The 22,839-nt window shown below is 33.4% G+C and carries 26 protein-coding genes; 12 read left to right on the top strand and 14 right to left on the bottom strand.

The features are described 5' to 3' along the window. Positions 1 to 70: 70 nt before the first annotated feature. The 3 genes from CVIC12175_RS07935 to CVIC12175_RS07925 are packed head-to-tail and all read right to left on the bottom strand — an operon-like array spanning position 71 to position 2,650. Positions 71 to 454 (bottom strand): hypothetical protein, encoded by a 384-nt coding sequence (locus tag CVIC12175_RS07935; protein WP_086302946.1) that lies wholly within the window; start codon positions 452 to 454, stop codon positions 71 to 73. Then, complete coding sequence (locus CVIC12175_RS07930; RefSeq protein WP_086256861.1) at positions 451 to 1,446, bottom strand: iron-sulfur cluster assembly scaffold protein; 996 nt, start codon at positions 1,444 to 1,446, stop codon at positions 451 to 453. Before CVIC12175_RS07930 ends, CVIC12175_RS07935 begins: the two co-directional genes overlap by 4 nt. A gap of 13 nt (positions 1,447 to 1,459) precedes the next feature. After that, positions 1,460 to 2,650, bottom strand: coding sequence for a NifS family cysteine desulfurase (locus CVIC12175_RS07925; protein ID WP_086256860.1), 1,191 nt, complete (start codon positions 2,648 to 2,650; stop codon positions 1,460 to 1,462). A 246-nt stretch (positions 2,651 to 2,896) separates the two neighbouring features. On the opposite strand from CVIC12175_RS07925, the gene dapF reads away from it, so the two are divergent. From dapF to CVIC12175_RS07905, 4 genes are read left to right on the top strand one after another with little or no spacing between them, the layout of a single operon-like run. After that, complete coding sequence (gene dapF, locus CVIC12175_RS07920) at positions 2,897 to 3,655, top strand: diaminopimelate epimerase (RefSeq protein WP_086256859.1); 759 nt, start codon at positions 2,897 to 2,899, stop codon at positions 3,653 to 3,655. A 48-nt stretch (positions 3,656 to 3,703) separates the two neighbouring features. Further along, entirely contained in the window at positions 3,704 to 4,570 is an 867-nt protein-coding gene (locus CVIC12175_RS07915; RefSeq protein WP_086256858.1) for a menaquinone biosynthesis family protein, read from the top strand. Next, positions 4,570 to 4,836, top strand: a complete 267-nt coding sequence (gene fliQ, locus CVIC12175_RS07910) for a flagellar biosynthesis protein FliQ (protein ID WP_086247497.1) — start codon at positions 4,570 to 4,572, stop codon at positions 4,834 to 4,836. Before CVIC12175_RS07915 ends, fliQ begins: the two co-directional genes overlap by 1 nt. After that, complete coding sequence (locus CVIC12175_RS07905) at positions 4,833 to 5,594, top strand: UDP-N-acetylmuramate dehydrogenase (RefSeq protein WP_086256857.1); 762 nt, start codon at positions 4,833 to 4,835, stop codon at positions 5,592 to 5,594. The genes fliQ and CVIC12175_RS07905 overlap by 4 nt, the downstream gene beginning before the upstream one ends. A 75-nt stretch (positions 5,595 to 5,669) precedes the next feature. Here CVIC12175_RS07905 and CVIC12175_RS07900 read toward each other — a convergent pair whose 3' ends face one another. After that, positions 5,670 to 6,209, bottom strand: a complete 540-nt coding sequence (locus CVIC12175_RS07900; protein WP_086256856.1) for a molybdenum cofactor guanylyltransferase — start codon at positions 6,207 to 6,209, stop codon at positions 5,670 to 5,672. Beyond that, positions 6,209 to 7,474 carry a 3-isopropylmalate dehydratase large subunit gene (gene leuC / locus CVIC12175_RS07895; RefSeq protein WP_086256855.1) on the bottom strand — a complete coding sequence of 422 codons (1,266 nt, stop codon included), beginning with the start codon at positions 7,472 to 7,474 and terminating at the stop codon, positions 6,209 to 6,211. The genes CVIC12175_RS07900 and leuC overlap by 1 nt, the downstream gene beginning before the upstream one ends. 61 nt (positions 7,475 to 7,535) lie before the next feature. Between leuC and CVIC12175_RS07890 the strand changes: the two genes are divergently transcribed. From CVIC12175_RS07890 to CVIC12175_RS07865, 6 genes are all read left to right on the top strand, one after another. Continuing rightward, entirely contained in the window at positions 7,536 to 8,846 is a 1,311-nt protein-coding gene (locus CVIC12175_RS07890; protein ID WP_086256880.1) for an NFACT RNA binding domain-containing protein, read from the top strand. 9 nt (positions 8,847 to 8,855) lie between these two features. Continuing rightward, positions 8,856 to 9,077, top strand: coding sequence for a MoaD/ThiS family protein (locus tag CVIC12175_RS07885; RefSeq protein ID WP_086249114.1), 222 nt, complete (start codon positions 8,856 to 8,858; stop codon positions 9,075 to 9,077). Between the two features lies 1 nt (position 9,078). Further along, the gene (locus tag CVIC12175_RS07880) at positions 9,079 to 9,513 is read left to right on the top strand and encodes a molybdopterin synthase catalytic subunit (RefSeq protein WP_086302944.1); all 435 of its coding nucleotides are present in this window, start codon (positions 9,079 to 9,081) and stop codon (positions 9,511 to 9,513) included. Positions 9,514 to 9,531: 18 nt separating this feature from the next. Continuing rightward, positions 9,532 to 10,527, top strand: coding sequence for an AI-2E family transporter (locus CVIC12175_RS07875; RefSeq protein WP_236861072.1), 996 nt, complete (start codon positions 9,532 to 9,534; stop codon positions 10,525 to 10,527). A gap of 261 nt (positions 10,528 to 10,788) precedes the next feature. Next, positions 10,789 to 12,195 (top strand): aspartate ammonia-lyase, encoded by a 1,407-nt coding sequence (gene aspA / locus CVIC12175_RS07870; protein WP_086249111.1) that lies wholly within the window; start codon positions 10,789 to 10,791, stop codon positions 12,193 to 12,195. A gap of 65 nt (positions 12,196 to 12,260) precedes the next feature. Next, positions 12,261 to 13,604 (top strand): anaerobic C4-dicarboxylate transporter, encoded by a 1,344-nt coding sequence (locus CVIC12175_RS07865; protein ID WP_086256853.1) that lies wholly within the window; start codon positions 12,261 to 12,263, stop codon positions 13,602 to 13,604. A 246-nt stretch (positions 13,605 to 13,850) separates the two neighbouring features. Here the strand turns inward: CVIC12175_RS07865 and CVIC12175_RS07860 are convergent, their stop codons facing one another. The 7 genes from CVIC12175_RS07860 to CVIC12175_RS07830 all read right to left on the bottom strand — a co-directional run bounded on the left by CVIC12175_RS07860 (position 13,851) and on the right by CVIC12175_RS07830 (position 18,112). After that, on the bottom strand, positions 13,851 to 14,063 hold the full coding sequence (locus CVIC12175_RS07860; protein ID WP_086249109.1) for a hypothetical protein: 213 nt from the start codon (positions 14,061 to 14,063) through the stop codon (positions 13,851 to 13,853). 96 nt (positions 14,064 to 14,159) lie between these two features. Continuing rightward, positions 14,160 to 16,268: a heavy metal translocating P-type ATPase gene (locus CVIC12175_RS07855; RefSeq protein WP_086256045.1), complete on the bottom strand. Its 2,109-nt coding sequence runs from the start codon at positions 16,266 to 16,268 to the stop codon at positions 14,160 to 14,162. Positions 16,269 to 16,271: 3 nt separating this feature from the next. Beyond that, positions 16,272 to 16,556, bottom strand: a complete 285-nt coding sequence (locus tag CVIC12175_RS08675) for a hypothetical protein (RefSeq protein WP_086256046.1) — start codon at positions 16,554 to 16,556, stop codon at positions 16,272 to 16,274. Then, positions 16,543 to 16,905, bottom strand: coding sequence for a magnetosome protein MamC family protein (locus CVIC12175_RS07845; protein WP_086247508.1), 363 nt, complete (start codon positions 16,903 to 16,905; stop codon positions 16,543 to 16,545). Before CVIC12175_RS07845 ends, CVIC12175_RS08675 begins: the two co-directional genes overlap by 14 nt. Continuing rightward, a complete protein-coding gene (locus CVIC12175_RS07840; protein WP_086256047.1) occupies positions 16,902 to 17,171 on the bottom strand; it encodes a hypothetical protein in 270 nt (89 codons plus the stop codon). The genes CVIC12175_RS07845 and CVIC12175_RS07840 overlap by 4 nt, the downstream gene beginning before the upstream one ends. 3 nt (positions 17,172 to 17,174) lie before the next feature. Beyond that, positions 17,175 to 17,759, bottom strand: coding sequence for a ferritin family protein (locus CVIC12175_RS07835; RefSeq protein WP_086256048.1), 585 nt, complete (start codon positions 17,757 to 17,759; stop codon positions 17,175 to 17,177). Further along, positions 17,756 to 18,112, bottom strand: a complete 357-nt coding sequence (locus CVIC12175_RS07830) for an HMA2 domain-containing protein (protein ID WP_086256049.1) — start codon at positions 18,110 to 18,112, stop codon at positions 17,756 to 17,758. The genes CVIC12175_RS07835 and CVIC12175_RS07830 overlap by 4 nt, the downstream gene beginning before the upstream one ends. A 328-nt stretch (positions 18,113 to 18,440) precedes the next feature. On the opposite strand from CVIC12175_RS07830, the gene CVIC12175_RS07825 reads away from it, so the two are divergent. Together CVIC12175_RS07825 and CVIC12175_RS07820 are read left to right on the top strand one after the other, a co-directional pair. Continuing rightward, the gene (locus CVIC12175_RS07825) at positions 18,441 to 19,550 is read left to right on the top strand and encodes a Cj0069 family protein (protein WP_086256050.1); all 1,110 of its coding nucleotides are present in this window, start codon (positions 18,441 to 18,443) and stop codon (positions 19,548 to 19,550) included. A gap of 107 nt (positions 19,551 to 19,657) precedes the next feature. After that, complete coding sequence (locus CVIC12175_RS07820; protein ID WP_086256051.1) at positions 19,658 to 20,332, top strand: hypothetical protein; 675 nt, start codon at positions 19,658 to 19,660, stop codon at positions 20,330 to 20,332. Positions 20,333 to 20,337: 5 nt separating this feature from the next. Here CVIC12175_RS07820 and CVIC12175_RS07815 read toward each other — a convergent pair whose 3' ends face one another. Further along, entirely contained in the window at positions 20,338 to 21,522 is a 1,185-nt protein-coding gene (locus tag CVIC12175_RS07815; RefSeq protein ID WP_086256052.1) for a molybdopterin molybdotransferase MoeA, read from the bottom strand. Then, positions 21,506 to 22,816 carry an MFS transporter gene (locus tag CVIC12175_RS07810; RefSeq protein WP_086256053.1) on the bottom strand — a complete coding sequence of 437 codons (1,311 nt, stop codon included), beginning with the start codon at positions 22,814 to 22,816 and terminating at the stop codon, positions 21,506 to 21,508. The genes CVIC12175_RS07815 and CVIC12175_RS07810 overlap by 17 nt, the downstream gene beginning before the upstream one ends. Positions 22,817 to 22,839 lie beyond the last annotated feature (23 nt).

Genomic DNA, 22,839 nt, shown 5'->3' with positions numbered 1-22,839 from the left:
CTATTATACTAAATTTTATGCTATGTTTAGCTGAAAATTTTTTAAATAAAAGAAAAATCGTGAATAAATTTTATAAATTTAGTATGATATTTCCAAACGTTATCTTATTGTCACAAATAGCAACTTCAAACTCATCTTTAAAATCAACAATCCTAGCAAGAGAATAGCCGCTAAATTTATTAGCGACAAATCCATTTTTAAGCGTTAAAATCCTACTACTTAAGAGTTCTTCATCTATGATTTTGGCACTTATTATACCAAAATTTGAACTATCAACGCTATAAATAAATCTACTATTATCGGTTATCTCATCGCATTCAAGCTCAAAATTTAGATATTTAAATTCATCTAAAATTCCAAACCCTAGCTCTAAAATACTTAAATTTGAGTAGTCTAAAATTTTAGCTAAATCACCAATATAGTATTTACCAGCTTTAAATTTAGCATTTATCATACAGGAATTACCCTAATATTTGGACTTAGGCTCTCTTGCAAGATATTTTCAATCGCATATAGCGTTCCAGTTGATCCACTAGCACACCCACTACAAGCACCTAGATATCTAATATATATATCGATTCTGCTTTCTTCAGATTTGATATCTAATATTTCCATATTTCCGCCATCCATCTCTAGCATTGGTCTTACATGCTCATCGATAATAGCCTCTACTGCTTTTAGCTGTTTTACTACTGTTAGCTCCTCAAAGCTTAGATCGCTATCTACGCCGCTTCCGCTTATTTTAGCATCAGCTATAGCTTTCATTCTTTCAGCTTCCATTTCAGATCTTACTTCAGCTAAAATATCTACTAGGTAGTACTCTCTTTTTTCATGGCCACCAGGCTTAATGCAAGATTTACAAAATGCTCCAGCTTTTGTGTATTGAGTAATTTCTTCTACTGTTGTAAGATCGTTTAATCTTATTACCTCTTTTATTGTACCAAGGCTAACTCTAGCACACTCACATACTATAATCTCATCTTCAAAGTGGTCTGGATCAACGCCTTTATAGCTAGCAGCCGCAGCTTTGATAACATCGTATGCCATTACTGAGCAGTGCATCTTTTGTGGTGGAACTGCTGGAATATCTGGATCATCACGCATAGCTTTTTCTACATCTATATTTGTGATTTTAACTGCTTGATCTACTGTTTTGCCTTTGCATAGTTCTGCCATATAGTCGCTACTTGCAATTGCTGTACCACAACCAAAGCTTTTAAATTTAGAATCTTTAATAATATCAGTAGTTTCATCAACAGCCCAATATAGTCTAACTGCATCACCACAGCTCTCAGCGCCATGATCTGCAACTATTAGCTTACAGCCTAGAGCTTTAGCATCTTCTTCTGTAATTTCACCCATATTTTTTGGTGCGTTCATCGCATTTTGAACTTTTTGAGAGTACTCTTCCCATATATTTCCGCTTATTAAATTACCTTTTGCCATATTATTATTTCCTTTATAGTCCTGATTTATGCCATTCTGGGGCGTATGCATAGCTACTTGATATGCTTCTTAGTCTATGTACAGCATGTTTAATTTTTTCTATTGTATAATCTATCTCTTCTTCAGTATTAAAGCGTGATAGTGATAGTCTAAGCGCAGTATGTGCTAATTCGCTATCAGCACCGATGGCTTCCATTATAGGATTACTTTCTAAATCCTCGCTCGCACAGGCTGAGCCAGTACTTGCTGCTATACCAGCTTGGTTTAGATCCCATAGCATTGCTTCACCCTCTACACCTTTAATGCTTGCTAGAATTGTATTTGGCACACGATTGGCTCTATCGCCTACTACTGTAATATCTGGGAGTGATAATAGTGCATCTTCTAGCTTATTTCTTAATCTTCCTACATGGCTTTGTTCAAAGGCTAGGAATTTATTTGCATTTTCTAATGCTTGACCCATTGCTACTATACCAGCAACATTTAATGTACCACTTCTGCGTCCGCCCATATGTTCGCCACCATGAAGTAAGCTAGTAAGCGGTATTGAGTTTTTGATATATAGAGCGCCTACTCCTTTTGGTGCGTGGAATTTATGTCCTGAAAAGCTTAAAAAATCAACATTTGCATCTTGTACATCTACGGGAATTTTGCCTACTGCTTGAACTGCATCGGTGTGAAAAAGTGCGCCAAATTCATGTGCTACGCTAGCTAGCTCTTTGATTGGAAAGATCATACCAGTTTCGTTATTTGCCCACATTACACTCACAAGTGCAACATCATCACTCATCACATTGCGTAGATCGTCTGCAGTGATAATTCCTTGATTATTTACATCTACTTTAGTAATCTCTACACCAAGAGATTCTAAAAATGCACAGGTAGCACCGATAGCTGGATGTTCTACTGTAGTTGTAACTATACGCTTTTTATCGCCTTTTAATATTTTATCAAAATATATACCTTTTAATACCCAGTTATTGCTCTCAGTGGCACATCCAGTTATTACTATATCATCATTATCAGCTGCATTTATACCAGTATAGAGCTGATCTAGCGCCTTGCGAAGTGCTGGATGTGTTTGGCTTCCGTAGCTGTGAAGTGAATTTGGATTGCCAAATTTCTCACCAAGGAATGGAAGCATCAACTCTAAAGCCTCAGGGTCAATCATCGTTGTTGCATTGTTGTCTAAATAAACTTTCAAAACTATCCTTCCTCTTCCTAAAATAATTAGGATAAACTTTATCTTTTTACTGTGGAATAATATACTATTTTACATAAATTTTGTATAAAAATTAAGTAAATATTTTATAAATTTGGATTATATTTTATTAAATTTGAATTTGCAATGCTTTTTATGGCTATAAATGCTAATTTTAATTATAAAGAAAAGCAAATTTGAATTTATATTATGTTAGAATCCATGGATTATAACTCTTTAAGGATATTTATGCAACTTTCAAAATATAATGCAAGTGGTAATGATTTTGTCATATTCCAAGCAATTGATAATAGCTATTTTAACTCTATTGATCGATCAAACCTGGCAAGAAAGCTTTGTGATAGATTTAGCGGTATAGGCGCTGATGGAATGATAGTAATTAAGCGCGCAAACAGCAAATGCGATTTTGCGTGGGAGTTTTATAATAGCGATGGTAGCGAGGCTGCGATGTGTGGCAATGGTAGTAGAGCGGCTGCTTTATATGCGTATAAAAATCAAATTTGTTCTAATGTTTGCTCTTTTGAGACTAAAGCTGGAGTTATAGCTGCTACAATAGAAGAAAATAGCGTAGAAGTAGCCCTAAGTGAGCCAAAAAAATTAAGCGAACCATTTAGTAAAATGGGTCTTGAGTGGAGTTTTTATGATACTGGAGTGCCGCATTTAGTAAGTTTTGTAGATGATTTAGAGGTATTTGATTTAGAGGTATGCAAGGCGATGAGAGCTAAGTATAATGCCAATGTAAATTATGCCAAATTTGATGGTAAAAGATTGCTAGTAAGGACATTTGAGCGTGGTGTAGAAAATGAGACAAACGCTTGTGGAACCGGTATGGCAGCGTCGTTTTTTACTGGATTTGAAAGATTTGAACTTAGTAGTAGTGTGGAGGTTGTGCCAAAAAGTACAGAGATTTTAAATCTTAGATTTGATGGCAGAACAATCCACTTTAAAGGCAAGGTTTGTCATATTTTTGATACAGCGATATATTAGAAATTTAGATAAATTCAAGTAAAATTAGCCAAAATAAAAAGGATAAATTTGAAAAATATAAGCGTAGCTCACTCACCAGATGCTGATGATATATTTATGTATAGTGCGATAAATTTAGGTTGGGTCGGTAGTGATATTTTGGAGTTTAATTCTAGGGCTGATGATATAGAAACGCTCAATCAAGGAGCTTTAAGGGGCAAATTTGATGCGACTGCTATTAGTTTTGCTCTATATCCATTTATTTTTGATGATTATGCTCTTTTGCGTACTGCTGTAAGCTTTGGCAATGGATATGGGCCAAAATTAATTAAGAAAAAAAATACAATCCTAAAGCCAAATTTTAAAGTTGCATTAAGTGGTCAATACACTACAAATGCGATGTTGTTTCGTATCGCATATCCTAAGGCTAGGATAGTTTATAAGAATTTTTTAGAGATTGAAAATGCTGTATTAAGTGGCGAAGTAGATGCTGGTGTATTAATACATGAGAGTATATTAAGCTTTAGTGATGAGTTATGCGTAGAGCGTGAAATTTGGGATATATGGTGTGAGCTTAGAGAAGATGATAGTTTGCCTTTGCCTCTTGGTGGAATGGCACTTAGACGAAGCTTGCCATTAAGCGATGCTATAGAGTGCGAAAGGGTGCTAATGAAAGCTGTGCAAGTAGCCAATGATAATAAAAATATATTAAGTAAAATGCTAATAGAGCGAAATATGGTTCGTGTAGATAATGCAAGCTTGCAACGCTATTTAGGATTATATGCCAATGCAGATTCAATCAATATGAACCAGATTCAACTTAGAGCAGTTGATAGACTTTTTGAAATTGGATATGAAAATGGTATATATCCAAATTTGATAAAAGCTCAGCCAAATCTTATTCCAACTGAATATCTACAAAGCAGGAATAGCTAATGCAGGGCGATTTAATAGGTCTTGGAGTTGAGACTTTTAAGTTGGCTTTGATGATTAGCTTACCAATGCTTATGGCTGGTTTGGTGGCTGGTTTGATAATTAGTATATTTCAAGCTACAACTCAGATTAATGAGATGACTCTAAGCTTTGTGCCAAAGATAATTTTAGTCGTAATTGTAATAATCTTTTTAATGCCGTGGATGATGGGGCAAATGATTGATTTTACTGAACGAATTTTAAATATGATACCGACATTTATCCAATGAAAATTGATTTTAGCAAGTATAGCTCTGTAAGAATTGGCGGGATTTTTGAAGTAGAAGAGATTGAATATATGATGGAGTTTGATGGAGTGATAATAGGTGGTGCTAACAATATCTTAATCTCTCCTAATCCACCTAAAATGGGTATTTTAAGTAATAAATTTAATTATATTAAGCTAGAAAATGGAGTGCTAAAAATTGGGGCTAAAACTCCAAGCTCAAAAATATATAAATTTGCTAAGGAGCATAATCTTGGTGGATTTGAGTTTGTAAAAAAAATTCCAGGTACATTAGGCGGAATGATAACAATGAACGCTGGAGTAAAGGAGTATGAGATATCAAATCAACTCTTAGAAGTAGTAACATCTAAAGGGATTAAAAAGTCTAATGAGTGCAAATTTGGTTATAGATGCTCTAGTATTGATGGGGTGATATATGAGGCTAGTTTTGAGATTACAAAAGAGTATGATGATGATCTAAGTAACCATCTAAATCAAAAGCGATCCAATCAACCAAAGAGAGCAAGCTTTGGCTCATGTTTTGCTAATCCTAAAAATGATCATGCTGGTAGGCTTATAGAACAAGCTGGATTAAAAGGGTATAGAATAGGAGGATGCGGCTTTAGCGAGTTACATGCTAATTTTTTGATAAATTATGGCAATGGAAGCTTTAGCGATGCAATGAGATTGATAAATTTAGCTAAAGAGCGAGTTAAGGAGCTTTTTGATATAGAGTTAAGATGTGAAGTGGTAATTCTTTAACTATATTTATGTTATATCAATTAGTATTTTTATACTCATTAAGTGCTTTAATTTAAGAGCTGGATTGACAATAGGTTAAATATTAGCTTTTTCGTAATCGGCTTTTGTGTTTATGTTAAAAAATTGCTGAGTGTTTTGAAATTTCACACTCTTAAATTTGCAAATTTTAGCCAAATTACTTAGGCGTAAATCGCCATTTTTTATCATTTGTCTTGCTAACTTAGCCACATTTGGAGAGTAAAATCCACATAGATAATGCATAAACTCATCATCGCTTGCTATGGCTATTTGAGACTTTTGTTTTGATAGTTCTTTAATAGTATCAATCTCTACAAATGGAGTATCTGCTGCTATTATAAATACTGGGTCTTTATAATATTTATCTAAATTTGCAACTACATAAATTGGTGCAAATTCGCTAAATTCATCTATTAAAAGTGGTAGTTTGGGATTAAATTTATCTTGTTTGCTTGCAACCTTTACATTATCAAAATGTTTGCTTAAACGCTCAAATAAAAAATGCGTAATACTAGGATAGGAGCAAAACTCTAATAAGGTCTTATCAGACCCCATTCTAGAGCTTTTGCCACCAGCTAGTATCAACGCATTTTGCATTATAAATTTCTTGGATCTACGATTTTACCAGCAATTGCACTTGCTGCAGCGACAGCTGAATTTGCTAGATAAACTTCACTTGTACGGTCACCCATTCTGCCTACAAAATTACGATTTGTTGTGCTGATACATCTCTCCCCAGCGCCTAAAATTCCCATATATCCACCAAGACACGCACCGCATGTTGGATTGCTTACTACTGCGCCAGCTTCTACAAATATATCCATTAAGCCCTCTTTTTGTGCTTGTAAGGCGATTTTTTGAGTAGCTGGAGTGATGATAAGTCTTGTATGTTTAGCTACTCTTTTGCCTTTTAAAATTTGAGCAGCAATTCTTAAATCGCTTAATCTACCATTAGTACAACTTCCAATAAATGCTTGATCGATCTTAATATCATCTTTTACAGCTTGACTTACGCTTTTACCATTGCTTGGAAGATATGGATATGCAATTACTGGTTCAAGTTTGCTAACATCGATTGTAATTATTTGATCATAGTTTGCACCTTCATCGCTATAATGAAGTTTTGGCTCGCTTCTTAAATTTACTTTACTTAAAAACTCTTTAGTGATATCATCGACTGCGATTATGCCGCTTTTACCGCCTGCTTCAATAGCCATATTACAAAGACTAAATCTACTATCCATATCTAGATACGCCATAGCATCACCAGTAAATTCAAGCGCCTTATAAAGAGCACCATCAACGCCAATCATTCTAATAACTTCTAAGATTAGATCTTTACCATAGATGTGATCGCCTGGTTTGCCTACAAATTCAACTTTTATCGTTGGTGGTACTTTAAACCAGTTTTTACCTGTTATCATTGCATATGCTAAATCAGTACTTCCCATACCAGTACTAAATGCACCAATAGCACCATGAGTACAGGTGTGAGAGTCAGCTCCAATGATAACATCGCCTGGAACTACTAGACCTTTTTCAGGCATTAGTGCATGTTCAATACCCATATCTTTTTCATCAAAGAAATTTGGTAAATCATGCTCATAAGCAAAATCTCTGCTTATTTTAGCTTGATTGGCACTCATTATATCTTTTGCTGGGATATAGTGATCCATCACAATGGCAAAACCATTTGGATTGGCTAGTTTTTTAGCTCCACTTTCTTTAAAAGCTTTGATAGAAATTGGCGTTGTAATATCATTGCCAATTACCATATCAATGCTACTCTCTACGATTTGACCAGCGCTTACTTTTTTGCCTACATGTTCGCTAAAAATTTTCTCAGTTATTGTCTGCTTCATACACTTCCTTTTTAACCAAATTTGGACTACATTGTAGCAAAATTTTGGTATAATCGTGCTTATGAAATACAAAATTTTAACCCAAATATCAGAGTTCTTGTCTAAATTTCGCAAAATTTCATCTATTAAAAGAGTTGGCGATTTAATGATTGCTATTAAATTTGATGGTGATTATGAGCTTATTTTTGATTTAAATAAATCAAATTCAGCTATTTATAAAAGTAATCAAATTCAGATTAAAGAGTACAAAGCACCATTTGATATTTTACTTAAAAAGCGTCTAAACTCAGCTAAAATTTTAAATATTAAAACGCTTAAAAATAATAGAATTTTAGCTATAAATGTATCCTTTACTGGTTCATATAAGGAGCTTATTAGCACTTTATATCTTGAATTTACTGGACGATTTACTAACGCGATTATCTGCGATGAAAATGGGGTAATCTTAGAGGCTTTACATCATTTTGATAATTCTACAAGAAGTATAAAAGTTGGTAAGGTTTTAACTTTGCTTGAAGGGATAGAGATAAAAGAAAAACCAAGCCAAATTATAGAGAATTTTGATGAGTATTTTCAAGATGAATTTGCTAAAATTTCTTTAAAAAATCTAGAGCAAATTAAAGCAAACAAAATAGCAAATATAAATAAAAAAATTGAGATTTTAAACTCAAATTTAAATACACTCCAAACAAGCTATGAGCTTAATAATAGAGCAAATGAGCTAAACCAAAAAGCAAATTTAATAATTGCAAATTTGCATAATTTAAATGATTATGATAGAGATTTAAAGCTTATGGATTATAATGGTAATATTATTCAAATTGCTATTGATTCTTCACCAAAAATTGCTGCAAATGAGATGTTTAAAACTAGTAAAAAGCTACGCCAAAAGGCTGCAAATATAGAGATACAAAAAGAGAATTTAATCACTAAATTAGAATTTTTAAATTCATTAAAAAATGCTATAAATGCTAGCAAGGATGCTAATGAAATTGAGATTTTATCTCCTAAAAAGCAAATACAAAAAAGCGAGGCTAAATTTAGTGATTTAGTAGAAAATTTCTATATAAATGGGTATAAAATTAGTCTTGGTAAGAGTCAAAAAGGAAATGAGTTTTTGCTAAAAAATGCTAAAAAAGATGATTTTTGGTTTCATTTAAAAGATAGAGCTAGCACACATGTTATTGTTAAATCTAATAAGCTAAATTTAAGCGAGGAAATTACGCTATTTGCGGCCAAGCTTTGCGTTCAATTTAGCTCTAAATCAAGTGGAACATATGAGGTTGATTATACTAAAAGACAAAATGTAAAAATCCAAAATGGAGCCTTTGTAAATTATATAAATTATAAAACTAAGGTAATTAAAATTTAAAGGAAAAATATGGTAAAAGTGGAGTTTTTAGGCCCTATTGGAGTTAAGCCTATGGAGTTAGATGTAAAAAATTTAGGCCAATTAAAAGATATATTATCTCAAAACGATGAGATATCAAAATGGCTTAAGCTTTGTGCTGTTGCTTTAAATGATGAGATAATTAATGATATAAATACAGAGCTTAAAAGCGGAGATAGAATCTGTATTTTACCACCAGTTTGTGGAGGTTAAGATGGAAATTTATGATGGCAATCTAGACGCAAATGAAATAACTAGCCGATGGTATAGCGATAATAAGCTCAAAAATTATGGAGCTATTATGAGTTTTGTAGGCGTGGTAAGAGATGAAGGCGGCATAAGTGGGCTTAGTTTTGATCTATATGAACCGATTTTAAAAACGTGGTTTAATAAGTGGCAAGAAAGAGCAAAATCACAAAATGCTATAATTTTAATGGCACATAGCAAAGGAGATGTAGCGGTGCATGAAAGCAGCTTTATAGCTGGAGTTTGTAGCCCACAAAGGAAGGTTGCGCTAAAGCTTATAAATGAATTTGTAGAGGATTTTAAGGCAAATGCACCAATATGGAAATATGATTTAATAGGCCAAAAGAGAGTCTATGCTCTTGAGCGAAGTCAAAAACTGCAAAATGCAGGTATCTTAGCCTAAATATATAAAGGGATAAATTTGAGATACAATCTAGTAGCTATAGCAAGTTTTATCATTATTATAGGTGGGCTTAGTCTTGCTAGTTCTATTGTTGTGCCGTTTTTGCTAGCTGTATTTATTTCAATAATAGTATATCCGGTATTGGAGTTAATGAGCAAAGTGCATATTAATCGCTTTTTTGCTTTTATAATTTTGATTGGGATTTGTGGTAGTGGGCTTTGGATTTTAGGTAATGTGATTGCTACAGCGCTTTTAGGATTTAGTGCAGACTTGCCAATATATAAAGCTAAGATTGATATATTTATAGATAATCTTGTAATATATATAAAAGATAATTCAAATATCGATATAAGCAATAATATATTAAGTTTTATCAATATAGATAAGTTAATTGCTACTACATCAAATTTGATTGTACAAACTGGAAGTATAGTTACTCAATCATTTTTAGTATTTTTACTTTTGGCATTTATTTTGTTTGAGGTTCAAATATTTAAAGATAAGGTCGCATACTTTGCATTAAAAAACCCTTTAGCTTCAGATATTGCAAGTACATTTATATCAAATTTAAAACGCTACTTAGCTATCAAGACAATTTCATCAATTGCCACAGGCGTGATAGTGTGGATATTTTTAATCTTATTTGATGTGCCTTATGCTCCGCTATGGGCTGTTCTTGCTTTTATTCTTAATTATATTCCAACAATTGGCTCTATAATAGCAGCAATTCCTGCAATTTTAGTTAGCTTAGCAGTTAATGATCTTAGTAGTACGCTTTGGCTAACACTTATATATTTAGTATTAAATATTGCCATTGGTAATTTTATTGAGCCTAAATTTCTTGGAAAAGAACTTGGAATATCTACTTTAGTAGTAATTTTGAGTCTATTATTCTGGGGATTTGTTTTTGGTATTGGCGGAATGTTTTTGGCTGTACCGCTTACTATGAGTATCAAGATCGCTCTAGATGCAAATCCAAAAACTAAATCCATATCAATACTGTTAAGCAATTAAGAAAAATAATAGATAAAAAAGCTTTAAATCCCCTTTTTAGGGGATAAATTTCAATAGAGGTTAAATTAAAATAATATAAAAATTAGATGTATTTATAACATTTTATAAAAAATTATACTCTTTTAAAAGCCCAAAAATCCATAATCGCCAAATTTTAACCCCCGTAAATTCAGCATTTGAAGCTATTTTTTTAAATTTTCAAAATAGATTAAGTATTAAGAGATTAGAATTTTCACTGAAATTATTTATCAAGGAGATAAAATGGGTACAAGAAAAGAACACGATTTTATCGGTGAATTAGAAATCAGCGATGATGTGTATTATGGTGTCCAAACTTTTAGGGCTGTTGAGAATTTCAATATATCTCATGATAGGTTAAAAAACTTTCCTAGGTTTGTTCGTGCTTTAGCAAGAGTAAAAAAAGCAGCCGCAATGGCAAACTGCGAATTAGGTCTTTTAGATAAAGAAAAAGAGAGCGCAATTTTAGCAGCTTGCGATAAAATTTTAGCTGGTGGGTATTATGATCAATTTGTAGTAGATATGATCCAAGGTGGTGCTGGTACTTCTACAAATATGAACGCTAATGAGGTTATTGCTAACCTTGCACTTGAGCATTTAGGTCATAAAAAAGGTGAATATCAATTCCTTCATCCAAATGATCATGTAAACTTAAGCCAAAGTACAAATGATGCATACCCAACTGCACTTCATCTAGCTTTACATGATTATCTAACTGACCTAGCTACAGCTATGGGTTATCTAAAAAAATCATATGAGAGAAAAGCTGAAGAATTCAAAGATGTATTAAAAATGGGTAGAACTCAACTTCAAGATGCTGTACCTATGACACTTGGTCGTGAGTTTAAAACATTTGCTGTAATGATAGGTGAAGATATAGAAAGAATTCTAGAAGTTAGAAAGCTTGTATTAGAAGTTAATCTAGGTGGTACAGCTATTGGTACTGGTATTAACTCTCACCCAGATTATCCAAAAGTGGTGGAACAAAAACTAAGAGAAGTAACAGGCCATGACTATAAAGTAGCTGAAGACTTGATAGAAGCTACACAAGATACTGGTGTATATGTACAAATCTCAGGTGTTTTAAAAAGGGTAGCAACAAAACTATCTAAAGTATGTAACGATTTAAGACTTCTAAGCTCTGGTCCAAAATGTGGTCTAAATGAGATTAATCTACCAAAAATGCAACCAGGTAGCTCAATTATGCCAGGTAAGGTAAATCCAGTTATTCCTGAAGTTGTAAATCAAGTTTGTTATTCAGTTATTGGATCAGATGTTACAGTTACTTTTGCTTGCGAAGGCGGTCAATTACAACTAAATGTATTTGAGCCAGTTGTGGCTTATAGCTTATTTAATTCAATTATTATGCTTGAAAAAGCTATGAAAACTCTAGCTGATAAATGTATAGATGGCATTACAGCTAATGAAAAAATTTGTAGCGATTTTGTTTATAATTCAATTGGTATTGTTACAGCGTTTAACCCATATATTGGTTATGAAAAATCAGCTAGCATTGCTAAAGAAGCTCTTCAAACAGGTAAAAGCGTTGCAGATATATGCTTAGAGCGTGGATATTTAACAAAAGAAGAGATTGATAAAATTCTAACACCTGCTAATATGCTTAATCCGCATATGGGTGAAAATAAATAATTTAAATTTCGTTTCAAAATTTGCTAAGAGTCAATCTCTTAGCAAGTAAAATAAAAGGAGAATCTATGGATTTTGTATTGATTTTACAAATCATTGTTCTACTAGGCGCTATCTTTGTAGGTATTCGTCTTGGTGGTATCGGTATTGGTTACGCCGGTGGTATCGGTGTTGTTATTCTAGGTCTTTGTCTAGGCATGAAGCCAGGATCTATCCCTTGGGATGTTATCCTAATTATTATGTCAGTTATTGCAGCTATTTCAGCTATGCAACTTGCTGGCGGTCTTGATTATTTAGTTCAAATAGCAGAGAAAATTCTACGCTCAAATCCTAAATATATCAACTTCCTAGCTCCAACTGTTACATACTTTTTGACAATTTTAGCAGGTACAGGCCATACAGCATTTTCTATGATTCCAGTTATCGTAGAAGTTGCTAAAGAGCAAAATATTAAACCTTCAGCTCCACTATCAATTGCTGTTGTATCTAGCCAAATTGCTATTACTGCTAGCCCAGTTAGTGCTGCTGTTGTATATATGACAGGTGTTCTTGAGCCACTTGGCTGGAGTTATCCAACTCTAATTGGTTTATGGTTAGTAACTACATTTGCTGGTTGTATGCTTACAGCTCTTATTATTACACTATTTGCTGACCTTGATCTAAGCAAAGATCCAGTATATCAAGAGCGTCTAGCTCAAGGTTTAGTAAAACCTTCAGTTGGTGTACAAAATAAAGAGCTTAAACCAGGTGCGAAACTTTCTGTAGGTATATTCTTAATTGGCGTTTTACTAGTTGTATTATATGCTACAGCTATCTCTAAAGTTGGCGGCAAACCTGTTCTTATTGAAAATGTAATTGTTCCTAGAGATGCAGCGATTATGAGCTTTATGCTTGGTGTGGCTACATTTATTACAATCTTTTGTAAAATCGAAGTTGGCAAAGTAGCTGATACAAGCGTATTTAAATCAGGTATGGTTGCTTGCGTTTGTGTTCTTGGTGTTGCATGGCTTGGTAATACATTTGTTGGTGGCTATACAAACGAGATTAAAACTCTAGCTGGTGATTGGGTTAAAGCTGTTCCTTCACTACTTGCTGTTATATTCTTCTTTGCTGCTATGCTTCTATACTCTCAAGCAGCTACTGCAAAAGCAATTACTCCAGTGGTGGTAGCAGCTCTAGGTATTAGTGCAACAAACCCAGGCGATGCATATATGCTAGTTGCATCTTTTGCTGCTGTATCGGCTCTATTTGTTTTACCTACTTATCCTACACTTCTAGGTGCTGTACAAATGGATGATACAGGTTCTACAAGGCTTGGTAAATATGTATTTAACCATGCATTCTTAATACCTGGTATTTTAGCTATTGCATTCTCTGTTGCATTTGGCTTTATCGCTTCTGCACTTATATAATGCATTTACCCCTAGGGTTTCCTAGGGGCTTTTATAATCAAATTTCTTTTTAATAAAATCTATAAATCAATCTTAACAAATTTAATATTTTATAATCATCATATTATTAATTAGTGGTAATTTTAAGTCATTTAGAATAAATTAGCTATCACAAATAAATTTGATTTATTTAAAATATAAAATAGCTAAGGTGTTAAACCCTAGCTAAAAAGAAAGATAAAAAGTATTATTTATAATAAATTAGATTTATTTTCCTTTAGGATATAAAGATGCGTGATATAGGCAAAATCCTACTAAAGCTACACCGCTTACAATATGTACAGCTTTAGCGGTTTTATTTTTCATAAATAGCGCAGTACTAGCAGTTAAAAGCAAGCTGCTGCTCATACCTATTTTGGCTATTTCTCTTTTAGTTTCTAGACTAATTTTTGATTTTTTAGACTCTTTTACTGCGTTCATTGTTTTTCCTATTTTTGATCTTTTTATATGCTCTTAGATTGGTTTGTACGCTTAAAATTAAACTACCAATCACTCCTATGGCTACTAAAACAGGCATTATTTATCCTTTTTGATACGAATTCGCCTAAGAGCATTAAGCAATAAAGCGATTGTTGTACCATTATGCGCTATTGCAGTTTGTATTGGCGAAAGCTTACCAAGACTTGCTAAGATAAGTATTAGTGAATTTACGCCTACTGTAACCTTAAAGCTATTATTGACTTTTGAAAGGCATGAGATAGCTAGCTCTCTAGCATCAGCAACTGCTTCTATATCATCTCTTAGTAGCACTATATCGGCACTAGCTTTGGCTATATCAGCACCTTTATGCATGCCTATGCCTATATCTGCTCTTACAAGTGCTGGAGCGTCATTTATCCCATCGCCTACAAATGCAACTTTTTGGCCATGTTTGGCAGCTTTTAGCATAATCTCATCTAAAATTTTGGCCTTATCAGTTGGCAATAGCTCTGCGTAATAGTTTTCAATGCCAAGCTCTTTAGCGATAGCTTGAGCTTTGCTTTTGCTATCTCCAGTAAGCATTATAAACTCTTTTACACCGCTTTTTTTAAGTCTTTTTAGTGCCTCTTTGGTATTTGGTCTAATAGTATCTTTAAGCAATATAACGCCTAAAAGCTTGCCATCAAATCCGATAAATAGTGGAGTATCTCCATTTTTTAAAATCTCATCTATCTTATGAGAATGCTCTTTAAAACTTATACACTCATCATCTTCTAAGAAGTGTCTTGAGCCAATTATTACGCTTTTTTTGCCTACTTCACTTTTTACTCCATGAGCTACTATAAATGTAACTTCATCATGATGAAAATGATCGAAGTTATCCTCTTTGGCTGCTTTTACTACTGCTTGTGCTACTGGATGAAAGTAGTGTTCTTCAATGCTTGCTGCTAAATTTAATACTTGATTAGCATCCCAGTCTTGATGAAATGAATGTACTTTTAACACTTCTAAATCACCATTTGTTAGCGTTCCAGTCTTATCAAAAACAAATATTTCACTTAGCTGAAGACTCTCTAAACTTTTAGCACCTTTTACGATAATTCCCTCTTTAGCAGCACTTGATATAGCTGATTTAAATGCTACTGGTGTAGTAAGCTTTAACGCACAAGAGTAGTCAGCCTGAAGCACGCTAGCTGCGCGCACTAGCTCGCCAGTCATAGCATAACTTAGTCCTGCTAGACTAAGAGTAATTGGCACTAAAGAGTCTGCCATTTTTGAAGCGGTTAGCTCTTGATTTGAGCGTTCATCTAGTGTGGATTGGATATAAGATTTTATGCGATTAGTAGCAGTGTGATCGCCTACAGCTTCAGCCCAGATTTTAATCTTACCTTCTTGAACTATTGTACCGCTTAGAACTCTATCGCCTCTACTTTTACTAGCTGGAGTAGCCTCTCCTGTCATTGAAATTTGATTTATTAAAGCCTCTCCATCTACTATATGACCATCTATATATATGGTATCTCCAGCACCTACTACTACGATATCGCCAATTTTTATATCATCGCTTGGAATTTGACGAAGTATTGGTTTGCCATTTTCTATGATCTCAATCCAGGCTAGACCGCCTTTTTGTTTGGCTAACTCTTTGATAAGATCATCGCTTTTATACATTGTAAGCTCTTCTATATACTCACCTAAAGTTAGCATAAAATTAGTTGAATTTGCCGCTTTATAATCTTTTAGATATAGCGAGATAGCAACAGCTGCAGCTTCAAGGCTACGAGATGTGATACCTTCGCTAAATGTCTCTTTTAATCCGCTTTTTAGCAATGGAAAAGAGGCTAAAAGGCTAAAACCAAGACTAAGTCCTGGGCTTCTAAGAAATGGAGCCACAGCCAAAGCACTAGCAGCACGCACTACTTCAGATGAGCTTGGGATTTCGCTTCTTAGAGCAATGTAGCTATCTTTTTTGCTCTTGCTTTGGCTTTTAATCTCATTAGATTTTAAAATATCTGAAATTTGATTTTGAATTTGATCTAATGAGCCTTCATAATTTATTACTATACTTTTAATTATCCCATTTATTCGTACATCTTTTACATTTGACAAAGAGTCAATAGCAACTCTAAGCAAGAGCGGATCTACACTACCTTCATAGCTAAATCTAGCTCTAGATTTGGTTTTGTGCAGAAGTTTTATAGGCATATCTTACTCGTTGGCTTCTGCTTTTGCATCTTCATAGCGCTCTTTTAACTCTTCTAGACCGCATTCAAAAAGTGTTGAAATTTTAGCAAACCCTTTAAATATTGCTCTTTGAGCGCTCTCATTTGTTAAAATATATGTAGCCGCAGCGCCGATTAATGCACCTTTTAAAAAGTCTCCACTACCATTAGAGCCAAAAACTCCATCTAAAAACCCATTTTGATTATTTTGAAAGTTTTGATTTGGTTGATTTTGGTTTATATTTTTTATATATGGATTATTGTTGATCATTATTTAACCTTTTTTGTTGATTTTGTAGAGTTTTACACGCTTTTGGTTTAAATGCATTTTGCATACCATATACAAATGCTGTACCAATTGCGATGTAAGCTCCTGTTTCTACGATTTTGCTAGTTGTGCTTTTATTAGGATTGCCAATAACATTTGCTGCAGCAATCGCACAAGCACCTACTGCAGCACCTTCAAATGTTGCTTTTAGTGTAGATTTGATAGCTTCATCTTGAGTTGTTTGGCCATCTTTTAATTTGGCATATTGATATGCTCCACTTACCATAAGTGCTAGTATAGCCCCACTTACTGCATGTCCGCTAACTGAGCGAGGTGAGCCTGTATTTATCATAGTTTATCTCCATCTGGCGATGTAATTGATTTAGCAGCTATATTGTCTGCTGTTTTTGCTTTTGGTTTGCGACTTGGCTTTTTATTTGAGCTTTTTTTTGCTGTTTCTTTTGTAGCGATAATTACAGATTTGCTAGCCTTTAGCCCATCTTGTAATTTTTTGTCTAAATTTAAATTTCCAAGTGTTTTTGCTATTTCATCTCTTTTGCTAAATGCAAATGCAATTCCAGCACCTAGTGCAATCCCAGCGATAAATGGTAGTGCCATATTTTACTCCTTATTTTTATTTAGTAGTTCATTTGCGATAATTACGCCAAAGGCGCCTACAATCGCACCTCCAACCAAGCTGTAATTTAATTTACCTAAAAATCCCTCTAATTCATCTTGACTTAGTGAGCCATCTTTTAATCTATTTACCATCACAGCTGTCTCATCTATTAATACCTTGCCTTGGTTTAATTGTTCTAAAAATTTGCTATTTGAATTTAAATTTAGAGCATTTTGCAAGGCTGGAATATGATTATTATAACTAGCTGCTTGAAGCCTATAAAATGTATCTATTATCTGTGGATCACTCTCATTAGCTACTAAAGTGTTATATAATTCTACATTTGCTTGTTCATTTTGTAATGCAGTAGTAGCAGCTTCTTCAAAGCTTTTAGGCGTTGTAAAGTTATATGGATTTGCCGGTATTTGAGCTTTAAGTTCATTTAGATGAAAAGATATAGCATTTATATGATTTGCCTCAGCTTCTAAAAGATTAGTAAATGGAGTTCCAAACTCACTAGCACTAAAGTAGAAGCTATAAGCCTTATACTCATCATCTAATGCTTTTAAAAGATTATCTACGCTCATTTTATGTCCTTTAGATTTTCATTTATTATCATAGCTATCTTATCTAGGTTACGCCCATTAATGGCGTCCTCCCATAGAGTAGGTTCAAGCATATTTTTATCATAATGTAAAGTTAAAGAGCCAATTAGTTTATTGAATTTAATCTCTTTGATTAAGGGAATTTGATTTAGTTTATCCATTAGCTCTTTGGCTTCTATCTTGCTTTGTTGTGCTACACTTTTAAGCTTTAAACTAGCTCGTAGTCTAATTCTTCCAGGTGTGTGATGAATAATGCTAAAATAATCACTCAAAAGCTCTAAATCACTAGGTTTTATATGTAGATTATTAAGCGAAATTTGATTATTTTGATCCATAATTTTACTCAATTTGTGCTAATTAATATAGTTGAAATTATATATAAACGATAATAAATCTTAACTTAAATTTTTAGATTTTGATATTGATTTTCATATGATTATATCAAAAATCTATATATTATTAATTTATCAAATTTGAAAAATAAGTGATTTTAAAGCCATTATTTTTAAAATCATTATCATATATATTTTGATAATATATAAATATTTATTGAATTTAATAGTAATTTGGCTATATTAAAAATATTAATTAAAATTAAATTTACATTTTGTTTATTTTTGTTTTTGTGTTATAATCTAAGCCTATTTCAAATAAGGAGAATGAATGAAGAAAAATATAGTATTTTTTGAGGCTCGTGGAGGAAGTGATAAAGGCGAAGATGGACACCGCAAAGATACAATGCCTATGGTAAATGCACTCAAAGCTAAAGGCTGGAGTGGAGAGGTTATATTTTTGACTGATGAGATTTTGCGTGATGCAAACGAGACTAAAAAGATATATGAATACACTTTATCAAAAGCGGATGGTTATGTATCTAGGGTAAATCCTGGAAATTTAAAAGAAGAGAAGCTATATTTTGACCTACTTCGTTCTTTATGCGATGCTGGATTAGTAGGAATGCCGCACCCTGATGCTATGATAGGGTATGGAGCTAAAGATGCGCTAACTAAACTAGCTAGTACAGATTTAGTACCTACTGATACATATGCCTATTATGATAAAGATGAAGCTGCTAGAATCGGTGTAGAGTTTAGTGATAAGCATAATTTTATCAAAAGTTTCCCAAAAACTTTAGCCAAAGGCGAGAGAGTTTTAAAGCAAAATAGAGGCTCAACAGGAGAAGGAATTTGGCGTGTAAGACTTGAAAATCCGGCTGATTATAATAAATTTGATACCTTGCCACTAGATACTAAGATTATCTGTACAGAGGCTAAAGATAATCACTCTGAAAATAGAGAACTTGGTGAGTTTATGGAGTTTTGCAAGAGTTATCTTGTAGGCGATAATGGAATGCTAGTAGATATGACATTTTTACCGCGTATAAAAGAGGGTGAAATAAGAATTCTAATGCTCTATAAAACTCCAGTATATGTGGTGCATAAAAAACCAGCCGAAGGTGGTGATGCTTTTTCTGCTACGCTATTTAGTGGAGCAAAATATCGCTATGATGAACCAAAAGAGTGGAGTGAGTTGATTGATTGGTTTTTAGGCGAGCTTCCAGGGATTAAATCAAAGCTAGGAGATTATGATTTACCACTTATTTGGACAGCTGATTTTATTCTTGATACTGATACAAATGGCAATGATAAATATGTCTTAGGCGAGATAAATTGCTCATGCGTAGGATTTACAAGTCCAGCTGAATTTATGGAAAAAGTTGCCATAATGGTAGCTGATAATATAATTGATATTGTTAGTGCTAAGCTAGGATAGATATTAAATTCCACTCAAAAAGAGTGGAATTTAAATTTATAATCAACCTTTAATCTCATCATAATTCAAATTTGGTATAATTCTTAAAATTTAAAAGAGGATTTTTAATGAAAATATTAAGCCTTGCAAGTAAGCTCTCATTGCAATCTCCGATGCTTGTAGATAAATTTAAAAGTGATGAAATTATGGTAATTAGTCCGCTTGATGATAGCATAAATGCGAAATTTATCAAGTGCGAGATCAGTGCTATGAGCTATGCTTTGGCTCTTATTGGGCTTGAGTTTGGTTTTGATGGTAAATTTTGGAATGAACTTGATGAGGGCGAGCTAAGCGGCGAGTCAAATATCGGCGAAGAGGAGTTGCCTCAAATTTGTGAATTTATCAAAAATTGCGATATTTGTATAATTAGTGATGAAATTTTTGCTAGTAATGAAGATAGTGTAAAGGCTATTTTATCACTTTTAAAAACTAAATTTGGCTTTAAAATAGTAAATTTAAATGGAGATGAGATAGAACTAAATGGCCAATTAACAGAGCTTGAGCCAATTCCAAACTACGATAATGCTGTGATTTTTACTCATCCCCATTGTGATGAGTTTAGGGCTGGAAGCTATTTTGGTATCGCTGCAAAATTAAAAAATGGCGATGAAATTACTATAAATTCAAGTCAAAAAGATATAAAAGCTACTTTAAAAATCGATTCAAATATTAAAGGAACTATAGGATTTTTAGGTTTTGAAGGGGCAAAATATGGTTTTGAGATTTTAAAATTTAGCCGATAATTTGGCTAAATTTTTATATATTCTACTACTTCACCTGCTTTTAATTTAGTTTTATTGCTTGGACAGCGCAATAAAACTGCTCCATCAGCTAGATTGCCTATGATGGCTGAACTACCTGATTTTTTAGATTCTGTTGAGATTTTTAATACCCCATTATCATTGCTTAAAGTAGCAGCGCTAAACTCTTCAAATGGTGATTTTTTGATATAGTCTTCTTTTAAAATAGCCTTTGATTGATGAGTTAAATTTAATTCAAAACTATGGTTTATAAACTCTCTAAAAAATAGCACACAAGTTACAATTGCAGAATAGGCAAAACCAGGCAAAGCAAAGATAAATTTATTATTAATTTTAGCTACTTTTATATGCCTTCCAGGCTTAATGCTAGCACCATCTATTATTATTTGAGATTCTCTAGCAATATCGCGCATAAAGTCAAAATCCCCTACGCTAACTCCACCAGTTGTAATGAGAAAATCAGCTTGATTAATAGCGTTTTGAACTGCGTTTTGTATGGATTTTTTATCATCTTTTATTATTGGCATAATGATTGGCTCACAGCCCATAAGTTTTAGTAAAGATGAGATTGATATGCTATTTGAGCTATATATTTGACTTTTATTCTCTTTAGTTTGGCCAATATCTAGCACCTCGCTACCAGTGCTTAATAGAGCAACTCTAGGAGCAACTAAGACATTTACATAACTATATCCTAGCTCAGATAAAAGTGCTAATTCGCAATATCCAAGCTTGGTTCTAGATTTTAATAAAAGCTCTTGAGCCTTATAGCTCTCACCTACATCTCTAATAGCAAAGCCTTTGGTAGCTTTTTTGATAATCTCTATATGCTCACCATCAAATTTGACATTTTCTATTGGCACTATAGTATCAGCCCCATCGCATACTAACGCACCAGTAAGAGTCTTAACACACTGACCATCATTTATGCTTATATTACTATCATCTCCAGCTGGAGTTATGTTTATTACTTTGATTTTGCTATTTTGATTATCAAATTTTATTGCATAGCCATCCATTGCTGAGGTTGGATAGGCTGGATATGGCACTTGTGCTATTATATTGTCGGCTAATACTCTATTGAGTGCATTAGTTAGCGCTACTCTCTCGCTTAGCTCCCATTTTGGGGTTATGCTTTTTAGGATTTTTAGATTTTCATCGTAACTTTTCATCTTTTACTCCTAAAATAGAGATAATTTCATCTTGGCTAATAATTGTAGAGTTGAATTTAATTACATTTTGACCATTTTGATTGTAGCGATCTACTATTCCATCTATATTTTCTAATTTTGATATATCGATATTTTGCAAACGCATTGTTTGGAATATTCTTGGGTCGTTTAACCATAGTAGTATTATTAGCCAAATAGCTGAAGCAACAGCTAAAACCATAGCCAAAATAGTAATACTATAACTATGGAGCAAATATCCGCCCATAGCTCCGCCAAGGAAACTTCCTAAATAGCCAAATGAGTTAAAAATCCCAAGAGCAGAACCTTTTTGACTAGCTTTAGCAAATTTACTAGCACAGCTTTGCATAATTGGTTCGTGGATATTAAATCCTATAAAAAATATAACCACAGATATGATAAAGCTAAGAGCTGAATTTGAAAATCCAAACCCAATAAATGAAGCAATAAACAGCGCTACTCCAATTAGTAGTAGCTTTTTGCTATGACCTTTAGCATCGCCTAAAAATCCAGCCATTCCCATAGCAATAAATCCAAAAACCATAGAGATAAGATATACAATCCATAAATTATCACTCTCATAGCCTAGTGATTTTACTAGTACAATTGGTATAGCTACAAAAGCACAGCTCATTAACATTTTTTGCATTAAATTTGTTAAATTCATTATAGCTAAATCTTTTTGGCTTAGGAGTTGCATTAATGGTATTTTAGGGTCGTGATGATGAATTTTAGGCTCTTTTGGTACTGCACTAAAGAGCAAAAATATACAAAAAATAGTTATAATAATAGATAGATAAAATAGACTAGAAAGGCCAAATTCACGGCTTAAAAGTGGGCTAAGAACCATAGAAAGCGCAAAAGCAATTCCAATCATACCGCCCATCATAGCCATAGCTTTAGAGCGTTTATCTTCGCTTACTAAGTCGCTTATCATAGCAGTAGCCACAGCACCCACAGCGCCACATCCTTGAAGCAATCTACCAAGTAGCATAATGTAGATATCACTAGCTATGGCACATATAAATGAACCAATTATAAAGATAATCAAACCCACGCACATCATAAATTTGCGTCCAAATCTATCGCTTAAACTTCCAAAAGGTACTTGAAAAATCATCTGCGTAATTGCGTATGCACCAATAGTAAGCCCAGCTAAAAACTCATTAGCACCATCAAGCTCAAGCGCATAAAGACTAAGAACTGGCAAAATAATAAAAAGCCCAAAAAACCTAGAAGCTGCGATAAATCCAAGTGGCAAAACTGATCTTATCATACAAAAAATCCTTAAATTTAAAA

Origin of the sequence: Campylobacter vicugnae (genome assembly GCF_002139875.1) — a bacterium.
Lineage (GTDB): Bacteria > Campylobacterota > Campylobacteria > Campylobacterales > Campylobacteraceae > Campylobacter > Campylobacter vicugnae.
The sequence above is the reverse complement of the archived record's forward strand: the minus strand, read 5'-3'. Positions and strand labels throughout refer to the sequence as shown.